Annotated in this window: 12 protein-coding genes; 11 read left to right on the top strand and 1 reads right to left on the bottom strand. The window is 43.4% G+C overall.

Annotated features, from left to right (window positions below):
- Positions 1 to 2: 2 nt before the first annotated feature.
- Positions 3 to 890 carry a carbohydrate ABC transporter permease gene (locus IGI73_RS09170; protein ID WP_015509917.1) on the bottom strand — a complete coding sequence of 296 codons (888 nt, stop codon included), beginning with the start codon at positions 888 to 890 and terminating at the stop codon, positions 3 to 5.
- A gap of 259 nt (positions 891 to 1,149) precedes the next feature.
- On the opposite strand from IGI73_RS09170, the gene IGI73_RS09165 reads away from it, so the two are divergent.
- The 11 genes from IGI73_RS09165 to IGI73_RS09115 all read left to right on the top strand — a co-directional run bounded on the left by IGI73_RS09165 (position 1,150) and on the right by IGI73_RS09115 (position 12,726).
- The gene (locus tag IGI73_RS09165) at positions 1,150 to 2,118 is read left to right on the top strand and encodes an ABC transporter permease (protein WP_005229934.1); all 969 of its coding nucleotides are present in this window, start codon (positions 1,150 to 1,152) and stop codon (positions 2,116 to 2,118) included.
- A gap of 15 nt (positions 2,119 to 2,133) precedes the next feature.
- Positions 2,134 to 2,811, top strand: coding sequence for a YesL family protein (locus tag IGI73_RS09160; protein WP_123833678.1), 678 nt, complete (start codon positions 2,134 to 2,136; stop codon positions 2,809 to 2,811).
- 165 nt (positions 2,812 to 2,976) lie between these two features.
- Positions 2,977 to 4,098, top strand: a complete 1,122-nt coding sequence (locus tag IGI73_RS09155; RefSeq protein ID WP_428207202.1) for a glycoside hydrolase family 88/105 protein — start codon at positions 2,977 to 2,979, stop codon at positions 4,096 to 4,098.
- Positions 4,095 to 5,411, top strand: coding sequence for a glycoside hydrolase family 28 protein (locus IGI73_RS09150; protein ID WP_428207203.1), 1,317 nt, complete (start codon positions 4,095 to 4,097; stop codon positions 5,409 to 5,411). Before IGI73_RS09155 ends, IGI73_RS09150 begins: the two co-directional genes overlap by 4 nt.
- Positions 5,408 to 6,298, top strand: coding sequence for a dienelactone hydrolase family protein (locus IGI73_RS09145; RefSeq protein WP_151195048.1), 891 nt, complete (start codon positions 5,408 to 5,410; stop codon positions 6,296 to 6,298). Before IGI73_RS09150 ends, IGI73_RS09145 begins: the two co-directional genes overlap by 4 nt.
- Positions 6,259 to 7,176: a pectinesterase family protein gene (locus tag IGI73_RS09140; RefSeq protein WP_428207204.1), complete on the top strand. Its 918-nt coding sequence runs from the start codon at positions 6,259 to 6,261 to the stop codon at positions 7,174 to 7,176. Before IGI73_RS09145 ends, IGI73_RS09140 begins: the two co-directional genes overlap by 40 nt.
- Positions 7,173 to 7,619 carry a DUF4064 domain-containing protein gene (locus tag IGI73_RS09135; RefSeq protein WP_151195050.1) on the top strand — a complete coding sequence of 149 codons (447 nt, stop codon included), beginning with the start codon at positions 7,173 to 7,175 and terminating at the stop codon, positions 7,617 to 7,619. Before IGI73_RS09140 ends, IGI73_RS09135 begins: the two co-directional genes overlap by 4 nt.
- Positions 7,616 to 9,208 (top strand): glycoside hydrolase family 43 protein, encoded by a 1,593-nt coding sequence (locus IGI73_RS09130; RefSeq protein WP_428207205.1) that lies wholly within the window; start codon positions 7,616 to 7,618, stop codon positions 9,206 to 9,208. Before IGI73_RS09135 ends, IGI73_RS09130 begins: the two co-directional genes overlap by 4 nt.
- Positions 9,209 to 9,211: 3 nt before the next feature.
- A complete protein-coding gene (locus IGI73_RS09125) occupies positions 9,212 to 10,705 on the top strand; it encodes an extracellular solute-binding protein (protein WP_015509909.1) in 1,494 nt (497 codons plus the stop codon).
- Positions 10,706 to 10,854: 149 nt separating this feature from the next.
- Positions 10,855 to 11,688, top strand: coding sequence for a sugar phosphate isomerase/epimerase family protein (locus IGI73_RS09120; protein WP_438759190.1), 834 nt, complete (start codon positions 10,855 to 10,857; stop codon positions 11,686 to 11,688).
- 165 nt (positions 11,689 to 11,853) lie between these two features.
- Complete coding sequence (locus tag IGI73_RS09115) at positions 11,854 to 12,726, top strand: VOC family protein (protein ID WP_422704114.1); 873 nt, start codon at positions 11,854 to 11,856, stop codon at positions 12,724 to 12,726.
- Position 12,727: the final 1 nt, after the last annotated feature.

Genomic DNA, 12,727 nt, shown 5'->3' with positions numbered 1-12,727 from the left:
GGTTACCCTTTGACGGAACCAACCATTGCACCTTTCACGAAATACTTCTGGACAAATGGATAGGCGATCAACATTGGCAGAGTCGCAACGACGATCACGGCCATTTTTACGGATTGTGCTGGGGGGACAACATCGACACTAGCGGCATCAGCGTTCATCCCGCTGGAGACGATCACGATTTGTCGAAGGAGCACTTGGATCGGCCATTTCGCTGAATCATTGATGTACAAGATCGCTGATTGATAAGTATTCCAATAACTAACAGCGTAGAACAAAGAGATCGTCGCAATCGATGGTAAGGAAAGGGGTAAGATGATACGGAAAAAGACGCCCCAATCAGAGCAACCATCCATTTTTGCGGATTCCTCTAAACTATCAGGAATCCCTTGGAAAAAGTTTCTCATAATGATCATATTATATGCACTGATGGCGCTCGGTAAGATCAATGCCCAGAGAGAATCGATCAAGCCGAGGCTTTGTACCAAAATAAAACTTGGGATCATCCCACCGCTAAACAACATGGTAAATACGACAATAAAGTTGAAGATGCCGCGTCCATGCAAATATTTTCTCGAAAGAGCATAGGCCATAAAAGAGGTCAAGATCATTGAAAGAACCGTTCCGACGATGGTCACGAAAAGGGAAACACCAATACTCGTAAAAATCGTGGGTGTCGAGAGAATATACCGGTAAGCATTTAAGCTAAATTCACGTGGGATAATGATAAATGTTCGTGTCGCGATCTCAGAAGAAGAAGCAAAGGAGCTTCCGAGAATGTTTAGAAAAGGTAAGAGACACGTTAAGGTGAAGAGTAGTAGAAAGCCAATAATAAATCCTTGAACGACCCGTTCACTTTTCGGGCGGTTCGTTTTTTTCAGGGTTTGTTGCATAGAAAAAACCTCCATCTTTTTTTACTTAAATAGGTACTTCCAACGTATCATGAGGCGGGGACAACGTATATAATCACTTTTACATGTTAAAAAATTCACAATAGTGATAAACGTTGATAAATCAAGGGTTTTCCAATTCGATTGAGAAATAATCCTAAAAAATGTATGCCTTTTCAAAGCTGAGAAAATGATTATATACGTTATCTTTTTTTCACGCTACCATGGGACTATCAAATCAAAAAAATTCGGAGGAACAAGTATGGAAACAAAAGTTGATAATTACTTCTCACCACTTAATGAAGAAGAACAGCGGCTGCGGCTGAAAAAGAAAAAATGGGCGCAAATCAGAAAAAATCGTGCCCTCTATATTATGGTATTGCCGGGGATTTTATATTTTCTTATTTTCCGTTACATACCGATGGGCGGTTTGGTCATCGCTTTTCAAGACTACCAACCATTCTTGGGGATCCTAGGAAGCCCCTTTGTTGGCTTCACTCATTTTATTCGGCTCTTTACTGAAGATACCTTCGTGATGTTGATGCGCAATACACTGATCATGTTTTTCTTAAATATCACGATTTCTTTCCCTTTTCCTATATTATTGGCACTTATGCTAAATGAAGTAAACAATCGCCGTTTGAAAAAAGGGATTCAAACCATCATTTATTTGCCTCATTTTATGTCGTGGGTCATCGTTGTTTCCATCTTCTATGTTTTATTAACGACAGAAGGTGGTGTAATCAATAACATGATCGAAAGTCTTGGTGGCGAACGTATCCCGTTTCTAACAAGCCGCACGTGGTTGCGTCCAATGTACATTTTCCAAGATCTTTGGAAAGGTGCCGGTTGGGGGACGATCGTCTATCTAGCCGCTATTACCAATGTTGATGAACAGCTTTATGAAGCTGCGGATATGGATGGGGCTGGCAAGCTACGAAAAATGTGGCATATCACATTGCCTTGTATTCGTCCAACGATCGTAACCTTATTGATTTTAAAGATCGGTTCGATCTTAGATATGGGCTTTGAGCATATGTTCTTGTTGATGAACTCAATGAACCGTGAAGTTGCCCAAATCTTTGATACCTTTGTCTATACCGCCGGGATTCAAAATGGTCAATTGAGTTACTCGACAGCTGTTGGGCTGTTTAAAGGACTTGTTGGCTTGATCCTCGTTATCTTTGCGAATCGTTTGGCGAAAAAAATTGGCGAAGACGGGATTTATTAAGAAAGAAGGGATCACATGACGATCGAAAAGATCACGAAAATCAACGAAGGATTACTCGCATTTTTGACGCTGATCGCACTTCACTTTCTTTGGCTCAGTGTGACTCTCCTGGGAGGGGTCCTCTTTGGCATTGGCCCTGCGTCGTATGCCATGATGAAATATTATGATCGCTGGCTTCGTCTTCATGAACGACCACCTTTGATCAAAAGTTTTTTCTACTATAGTAAAGAACGGTTCCGACAATCGGTGCTGATCAGTTGGTTGTTTCTGATCATTGCAGCGATCGTGATCACCAACATATTTGCGCCATTTCCATGGTTTATCCAAGTAGCGAATGTCCTCTTTTTGATTGCGTTTCTCTTTTTATTCATGCACGTGTATACCGTCATGGCAGCCACCAACTTTGTGACCGTGTTTGAGATCCTGCGGGGGAGTGCGTTGTTAGGTTTAGGCTATCTGCATTATTCGATCATAAGTTGGACGATTTTGATCGTTGGCTATTTAGTCCTGGGCAGTTATTTCTTGATCGGCCTCTTTTTGATGGGTAGCAGCTTAGTTGGTGGTGTTTTTGCCCTTGCTGGTAAAAAAATTCTTCAAGATATCCACCCAGTTGAAACAGATCAGGTGGTTTCAAAAACGGCATCGACTACGGAGCAAACCGTTTCCAGCAAAGGAGAGGAGGTCATTATCTAAAGAAAACGGCTCAAAGACTTTTACTGGTCCGCAAACAAAACGGTTACTAGAGAACACCTGAAAATAGCAAGACAAGCTGAACCCTCATGAAATACAGCCGGTAAAACGGATTCATTCAAATAGCTCTATGAATTGAGGAGACTACAATAAAAGGAAGTATCGTACATGAAGAACTATTCGGAAATTGCTTTGAACACATTATTTGAGCGCTATGACTACTTATGCAAAGAAAAAATTTATCACGGAAAATGGTCCTATGACATCGGGGTCGTTTTACAAGGCGTGAAAGAAGCCTATGAGCAAACTGGTGACAAACGCTATTTCGACTATATCCAAAACACGATGGATTTTTATATTGACGAAGACGGTTGTATCAAAAACTATCAGATGGATGCGATGAATATCGATTACATCAATAATGGCAAATGTTTATTCTTACTATACAAAGAAACAGGTGCTTCAAAATACAAGATCGCCTTGGACACGCTGTATCAACAATTACAGCAGATGCCAAGAACAAGCGAAGGCGGGTTCTGGCATAAAAAAATCTATCCTTATCAAATGTGGTTAGATGGCTTATATATGGGGGCCCCATTTCTAACAGAATACGCACTGACATTTGAGAAAGAAGAAGCATTGGAAGATGTAATCAAGCAATTCACCTTATGCTTTACTCATACCCTAGATCCAAAAACGGGTCTTTTGTATCACGCGTGGGATGAACAAAAAGTCCAGCCGTGGGCAGATCCTGAGACCGGTTGTTCAAAAAATTTCTGGGGACGATCAATGGGATGGTTCATGATGGCTCTCGCAGATACGATGGTGCTATTAGGGGAATCAGAGCAGAAGAATCCATTAGAAAAAATGTTTGTCTCCTGTCTAGAAGCTCTTGCTAAAGTAAGAGATCCCCAGAAAAAAGTGTGGTATCAAGTCTTAGATAAAGGCAGTGAGCGTGGGAATTATTTAGAAGCATCCGCTTCTTCAATGATTTGTTACGCAACAGCGAAAGCAGTCAAAGCAGGGATCATCGATCAAAAATGGCAAGTGTTTGCCCAAGAGACCTATCAAGGATTGCTTGATGAGTTTGTCTTTTTAACAAAAGAAGGCTGGTTGAATCTGATCAGAAACTGTGAAGTTGCTGGTCTTGGTGGACCAGATGATCGGGATGGTACGTTTGTTTACTATATCAGTGAACCCGTTATCACGAATGATTTCAAAGGATACGGTGCCTTTTTACAAGCGAGTTTACTGCTACAACCACTAACGGAGGAAGGAAGCAAGAAATGAATATCCAATTGACTACAGCTGATTTACAAGAAAAAGAAGGTCTGTTGACAGAAGCGATTCAAGAAAAAATTGATGAATTGCATCAACAAGGAGGAGGCAGAATCACTTTTTCCGCAGGACGCTATCCGACAGGAGCGCTCTTTTTAAAAAGTAATGTTGAACTGCACCTACTATTGGGGGCGACCCTAGTATTTTCTGATGATCCCAAAGACTATCCCGTCGTTGTGTCTCGCTGGGAAGGGGTCAAACGGGAAGTTTATGCCTCTTGTTTATATTCCGAGAATGCGCAAAATATCGCTGTCACAGGACTAGGAATGCTTGATGGACAAGGGCAAAGATGGTGGAAGACCTTTCGGGAAAACCGTGAACAGCTTGCTTATCCACGACCAAAATTAATCAGTTTTGACTCTTGCCAGCAAATTACGTTGAAAGATATCCGTCTTGTCGATTCACCAAGTTGGACCGTCAATCCGATTCTTTGCCAAGATCTAACGATCGATAATCTTCGCATCAAAAATCCAGCGGATTCGCCAAATACGGATGGGATCGATCCTGAATCTTGTAAAAATGTCCGCATCAGTAACTGTCATATCGATGTTGGTGATGATTGTATCGCCATCAAATCAGGAACGGAGGACACCAAAGAACGGGTCGCTTGTGATAATATCACGATCGTAAATTGCCATATGCTTCATGGGCATGGGGCAGTCGTTCTAGGTAGTGAGATGAGCGGCGATATTCGTAATGTCACCATCAGTAACTGTATTTTTCAAGATACCGATCGTGGGATTCGGTTGAAATCCCGTCGGGGACGTGGCGGAACGATCGAAGATATTCGAGTGAATAACATTGTGATGGATAATGTTATCTGTCCATTCACTTTAAATCTTTACTATTTTTGTGGACCGAAAGGCAAAGAAAAGTATGTTTGGGATAAAAATCCGTACCCGATCACCGAGGAAACCCCTCATTTTCGGAGAATCCATTTTGCAAATATCTCGGCTCGGAATGTTCATGCGGCCGCTGGGTTTGTTTATGGCTTGGCTGAACAATTTATTTCAGATATCACTTTCCAAGATATTGCTGTCTCTATGGCTGAACACCCAATTCCAGGAAAGCCTGCAATGATGACAGGTATCGAAGAGATGACAAAACAAGGCTTTTATATTGGCTGTGGACGGAATATTCAGTTTGATCGTATCAATTTGGAAGGCGTAACTGAAGCGTTCCATATCGAGAATAGTCGGGAAATCACCGTCACACAATCATTTGAGAATCGTCAGCCTCTGGCATTTCAAGGAGATTTTTTGTGAGGGATCCTCAGTTACTACAGCTGCTAGGTCCTGATATGAAAGTTGCACCACAAGTGGTTCAGCAAACAAAAGAGCAAGTGCAAAATTATACCTTGGAACATTTACTTCTACGATTAAATCAAGAAGAGGATGTCCCTGCATACTTTGCTTATCCTAGCTCTCAGCAACCTGTTCCACTCGTTTTGTTCAATCATTCTCATGGCGGCGACTTCACGAGGGGGAAAGAAGAACTGCGACAAAGTCCGTGTTATATGCAAAAAGAAAGCCTATTCACGACATTTATGAACTTGGGCGTCGCCGTTGGGGTGATCGACATGTGGGGCTTTGGCGAACGAAAAAACGGTGAGAATGATAGCTACAAGCGGTTTCTGTTGCAAGGCAAAACATTATGGGGCCAACGAATCTATGACAACCAACAGTTTTTGACCTATCTTGCTTCCCGCAAAGAAGTGAGACATTCCGCTATCGCCACATTGGGACTTTCTATGGGCGGCTTGATGAGCTGGTGGTTGGCAGCGCTAGATGAACGGATATCAGTGGTGGTGGACATGGCAGCACAAGTGGACTATCAAGCATTGATCGAAGAGGACCGTCTAAGCAAACATGGGTTTTACTATTATGTTCCTAATGTGTTGAAAGACTTTACGACTGCGGCGATCCAAAAACAGATCGCACCACGCCCGCGTTTGAGTTTGGTTGGCAAAGAGGATCGTGGCTGCCCCTCAAGCGGCGTCGCTCGTTTGGATCAGCAGCTCGGACAGCATTATGAAGCAATAGGCTACAAGGAGCATTGGCAGGCGTGTTGCTTGCCAGGCGGTCATGAAGAAACCAAGGAGATGAGAGCGCAGTGGATCGAATTTCTAAAACAGCACCTCCTATCAAGCTAAAGGTTAGTAAAGAGCCGCAAAAGGGTGATTTTACGAGTATCCAAGCAGCCGTGCTGGCTGCTGAAGCCTTAAACGTACCTTGTGAAATCACGATCGCCTCTGGCGTGTATCAAGAACAGGTGAAAATTTATAAAAACCAGCTTACGTTGATCGCGGAACCTAACACGTTCTTATGCTACCACTTGGCTGCCGAGCAAACCGATGAAAATGGGCAAAAAAGAGGAACGTTTCAAACAGCGACGCTCTTTATCAATAGCCGAGAAGTCTTTGTAAAAAACCTGACCATCATCAATGACGCAGGGTATGGGCAAGCAGTCGGGCAAGCAGTTGCCGTCTATATCGAAGGGGATGACATTCGCTTCGAACGCTGTCATCTCGATGCTTTTCAAGATACCTTGTGCCTGGGTCCATTGCCAAAATATACCAAAGAAGGCGAACCAATGATCAGTCCTTGGCGAAAGACAATCTTTGACCAACAACAGAGTTTGTTTTTGCATTGCAGAATCAGTGGAACAGTCGATTTTATTTTTGGCGGTGGTTTCGCCACCTTTGAAGAGTGTCGCTTGCATTGTAAAAATACACCACAAACGAACTACGTTACTGCTGCCTCAACCAGCAAACAAGCAAGCGGGTTAACCTTCGATCGGTGCCGAGTGACAGGGGACAAAGCCTATTATTTAGGCCGTCCTTGGCGTAATGACGCCAAAGTCACCTTTTTATCCTGCTGCTTTGATCAACAGCTCGCCCCTTGCGGATGGTCGGATTGGGGAAAAACAGCAAGCCACCAAACGGTCACATTCACGGAGCGAATGTGTTGTTACCAAAGAAGTCCCCAACGTCCTGAATGGGTGACTCTTGAAGGAGTGATAGAAAAATGAGCAAGGCAAAATGGTCTGGCTGGATCGGGATGGTTCTCGCTCTGGTGTTTATGGGCGGCTTTTCCTTGGCGATCAATCAAATGACTGTCCAGCAGTTCGAAGAGATCTTTCAACGTGCGTTTCCCACTATACTGAATCAAATGACGGCAGAAGCAGCATTGGCGCAATTTCAAACACTCGGTGCTTGGTTTGGCTTCACGCTGTTGGCACTCCTGATATTGGTTTCAGTGGCGACGATGCTTGTTCGCTATCGTAATTATCGAAAGCAATCTTGTGCTATTTATTTTTTGACTGGTGTCGTGACATTGATTGGTAGTCAAATGATCGCTTTTCCGATTGCCTTTTGTTTCTTTTTAGCGGCGGGTTTTTGTTTTCTCCATCGCGATGACGGACACAAGAAAAAAACAACGGACGCAGTCAGCAAACAAGGAGGGGTTGCATGAAGGCAATAATCAATAATCCGATTTTAAGAGGGTTTCATCCTGATCCGAGTATTTTAAAAGTCGAGGATACTTATTATTTAGCGGTTTCTTCCTTTGAGTGGTTGCCAGGAATTCGGGTCTACTGTTCTCAAGATCTAGTCAATTGGTCCCATGAAACAGATATTCTGACCAATCAAGTGGATTTATTAGGCAACACAGCAAATTGCAGCATTTGGGCACCGCAAATCAGCTACGCAAACGGACAATACTATTGTGTCTATACAAATGTTCGCAACACGACACGCCCCTTCAAAGACTGTCGAAACTATCTCATCACGGCTCCTACCATTCATGGGCCATGGAGTGAGCCCATTTACTTAAATGGTAGTGGCTTTGATCCGTCCTTGTTTCATGATCAAGAGGGGCGTATCTGGTTACTGAATGCGCTTTGGGATTATCGTAAGGATACACCAAATAAATCGGTGGGGATCGTGCTCCAAGAATACTCTGAAGCACAAGGGTGCTTGATCGGTGACAGAGTGCCAATTTTTTCTGGAACCCAGCTGGCGAAGACTGAAGCACCGCATCTTTATTACCACAATGAGTGTTATTACTTACTGACGGCAGAAGGAGGAACGGGTGCAGGTCATGCGGTAACAGTTTGTCGTAGTAAAACCATCACTGGACCTTATGAAGTAGATCCGCATTTTCCCATGATGCGTGCCTATCAGCGCGAAGATTCCCCTTTTCAATGTACAGGTCATGGCAGTTTGACGATTGCGCCATCAGGAGAATGGGTCATGAGCTATTTGATGACTCGGCCAGTAGAAGGGGCAGCGATCCTTGGACGAGAGACAGCACTCCAAACTGTCTATTGGGATCACGAAGGATGGCTGCGTCTTAGCAATAACGATACGATCCCAGATCAAACCATCAGGCTCGCTAGCGACGCTCAGAAGCAAAGGGCATCACCTGCTGTTTTTATTGATGACTTTAAAGGATCGTTGCAAAAAGCATGGAACGGCAGACGATTGCTGCCCAATGAAGAGTGGTGCAATCTGAGTGAGCGACCAGGGTATTTGCGATTGATCGGCGGAGAATCGATGCAATCGAACTTTCATAAGCACTTATTGGCGATTCGTCAACAAGACGTTTGTTTTGAAGCTGAAACAGTGATGGAATACCACCCCCAATCGTTCAATCAGATGGCTGGATTGTCGCTTTTCTTAAATGAAGAAAACTATTTGTTTTTCTACGTAACCTATGATGAAAAAGAAGACAAGGTCCTTCGGTTGCTGCGGTGTTGTGAAGGAGAATTTCACTTGTTCCCAGATAAATTGCCCCTCGCTGCTGCAAGTGAGCCGATTGGATTGAAAGTAGTCGGTTCTTATCTAGAAGCCCAATGGTTCTATCGGCAATCACAAACGTGGCATCCCTTTAAAAAGCAAAACATCCAGTTCTTGTCTGGTGGTTTTACGGGGAATTTCATTGGAATCAGTGCCCATGATTTAGATCACTTTGGCAAAAGCTATGCCGATTTTGAATATTTTACGTATCAAGGGAAAGATCCGCTCGATGATGGCTCCCTAAAAATAGAGAAAGAAGGTTAACAAATGAAAAAGTTGAAAGTTGCAAGTTTATTATTATGTGCTGGACTGTTTTTAGCAGGCTGCGGCGATGGTGGAGGTTCACCTGAAGGACCAGAAAGCGAAGGGAAATCAAGTATTTCTTGGATGGCGATGCTACATACTGCTTCCCCACCATCTGGAGATGTCACGCAAAAGCTAGAAGAATACACAGGGGTCGAGATCGACTTTACGTGGGTGCCAGATGCTTCAAAAACAGAACGCTTGAATGCAGCATTGGCGTCGAATTCTTTAGCAGATATCGTTAGTCTGACAGAAATCAATAACACAACCGTCCGCAGCTCACTCGCATCTGGAATGTTCTGGGATGTGGAACCCTATTTAGAAGAGTTCCCGAATTTGGCAGAAATTTCCGAAGATCGGTTAGAGTCTTCTCGAATTGATGGTCGAATCTACGGCGTTCCGTTTTTAAAACCGATCGCGCGTTATGGCGTCCTTGTCAGAAAAGATTGGTTGGATAATTTAGGCTTGGACGTGCCGTCGACATTAGAAGAATTAGCAGCTGTTGCCCAAGCCTTTACGGAAGATGATCCAGATGGAAACGGTGCGGATGATACGGTTGGTTTCGTAGAGCGTGATGAGTCCTTTAACGTTGGGTTCCGTTCACTTTCAGGTTACTTTGGTGCAGACAATTGGTTTACGATCACGGATGATGATGAAGTGATGCCATCCTTTATGCAACCAGAATACAAAGAAGCAATGGAATGGTTCCGTAATATCTATGATAACGGCTGGATGAATTCTGATTTTGCGGTAATGGCGAAAAATGATCAGAAGAACTATATCGTTCAAGGTCGTGGTGGGATCGTATTGAGTGGTTTGCAAGAAGTACGTAACTACATTGATGATGCAGCTGGTACTGATGAAGAGCATATGGAATGGGTCTTGATCAATGATATCGTCCATGAAAATGTGGAACGTCGTATCCTTTCTGATACCAATGGCGGAATGGGCGGCTGGTTAGCCATTCCGAAAAACAATGTTGAAACCGAAGAAGACTTACGTGTTGTTTTGAAATTTATCAATGATTTGATGGACGAAGAGCCGTTTACGTTGATGACGCAAGGGATCGAAGGTGTTCATTATGAAATTGATGATGAGGGTGTCTATGTCCGTTTAGATGATACGAAGTGGCAACAAGAAGTACAACCATTTTCTTCGTCTCGTCCATCAGAATTAGTAACAGTTTTCCCTTCAAGCAACCCATATGTCAACTTAGCCAATGAAAAGATTCGCGAAAATGAAGAGTTTGCGGTGATCAATCCTGCACAATCGCTGACCTCTGAAACCTATGATCGTTCATGGTCAAGCTTGATTGAAGGAATCTCAGACGCTTACTACCAATATATGACTGGGGAAATCGAGATCGATGGGTTTGATACAGCGATCGAAACCTTCTTAAGAAATGGTGGACAGCAAATCATTGACGAGTTCACGGAAGACTATCGTTCACAACAATAAAGGTCACAAAAGGTTCTGATCATCTATTGAGAAGAAATAGATGAAGTGAGGAGCCGCTACTGCTGAAAGATTTGAAGACCAAGACCAGTTGAAGTGATTGGCTGCTTGGTCTTCTTTTTGCTTCAAAAGCAGTGAAGAAAGGAGAAGCTATGTTTCAACTAACTGTTCGGGGGCATGATTTAAAGAATTATGGGTCCCCAGAAGAATTAGCGCAAAAAATTGCCGCCCAAAACATTCATAACATTCAATTTGCATTAAATAAATCCTTCCCACAATGGGCAGAGCCAGAGCAATTAATCCCTGGTTTAGGCCGCTTTTTCAAACGAGTTTTTGGTCAATCTCACGTTCAGGTCGCTTTATTAAGTTGTTATTGTAATCTGATCCATCCTGATCTGGAAAAACGGGAAGCGATTTTATCCAGATTCGAGACCTATCTCGCACATGCCAAATATTTTGATGCAGCTATGGTCGCAAGTGAAACTGGTTCGGTTTTGCCAAATATGGGGTATACCGAGGAAAATTTTAGTGACGTCGTTTTCGATGATTTGGTTCAGGTGATCAAGCGTTTGGTCCAAGTGGCTAAGAGACATCAAGTGATGCTAGGAATTGAAGCGGGCTTGAATCATCCACTATCATCGATCGACCGAATCCAAGAATTGCTGGAACGGGTACCCTCTGACTATTTAGGGATCATCTTTGATCCAACCAATCTGATTACTGCGAAGAACTATCAAGAGCAAGTCGCTTTGACAAGGGAAGCTTTTTCCCGCTTTGGCGATGCCATCGTTTGCTTGCACTTGAAAGACTATCAAGTAATCGATGGGAAAATCAAGGTAGTCCCATTGGGAGAAGGAATGATTGATTATCAACAACTATTGGCCATCACCGCTGAATACAAGCCATATTGTTATGTTGTGTTAGAAGGGACGACCGAAGAAGCGATGCAGCCAGCCATTTCACTGATTGAAGCACTGAAAAAGTGAGCGAGTTGTCTTTGATTGTGACTGATGAGGAAATGCTTTGTTTCTAGGAATCACGGAAGATCACGGAGTCCTTTCCTCAACAAGCAGATTTATTTACTTACTAAAAGTTAGTGTTATACTTAAAGGTACAAGTGAATTTAACTGTTTAGAAAAGAGGAAATAGCGATGACAATGATTCAATCCACCTATCAAATCGATGCAGCAGCCGCAATTGGCAAAGTCGTTTTAAAAGTAGCAAACATAGAAAAAATGAGCCAGTTTTATTCGGACGTGATCGGCCTGACTTTATTGGAGCAAAGTGTAGATCACGCGCGATTAGGCGTGGGAGCGCAAGAGCTTTTAGTTCTAGAGAAGGTGAGTGATCCGTTGCCTTTGACACGGAAAACAGGCCTTTTCCATACGGCGTTTCTTTTGCCTAGCCGTAAAGACCTAGGAAATATGCTGATTCATTATTTGGAAGCCAAAGCTCCCCTGGATGGTGCCAGCGATCATGGATATAGTGAAGCGTTATACCTGAGCGATCCAGAAGGAAATGGGATCGAAGTGTATCGTGACAAACCGATGAGTGAATGGGATATTCGAGCAGATGGTGAGATCGTAGGCGTTACTATCGAAATGGACGCGCAAGGCGTGCTGGGAGCCGCTGACCGATCTCAAACGACCTTTCCAGTTGGCACCACGGTGGGGCATGTCCATTTGAAAGTGGCGGACTTGGCAAAAACAGAAGAATTCTACACAGAAGTTTTAGGCATGCGTTTGACCTCAGATTTTGGTAGCCAAGCAAAGTTTTTTGCTGCTGGTTCGTACCATCACCATATCGGATCGAATATTTGGATGGGAAGAAATGTTCCAGCTATGGAAGAACAGGATCTAGGCTTAGCGTACTTTACGATCGTTTTGCCAGCTTTGGCTTTTTCTACGTTACGAAGTCATCTCAAGGCAAGAGGCGTTTCGTATGAGTTAGAAACAGACAGCCGCTTGCATTTGACTGATCCGAATGGGATCAATCTGATCATCGAAAGAAAGAATCAGCCTTAAG

The sequence above is a fragment of the Enterococcus sp. DIV0755f genome (genome assembly GCF_051713725.1).
Taxonomy (GTDB): Bacteria; Bacillota; Bacilli; order Lactobacillales; family Enterococcaceae; genus Enterococcus_D; species Enterococcus_D casseliflavus.
Note: the sequence above shows the minus strand (reverse complement) of the source record. Positions and strands in the feature narration are given on the sequence as shown.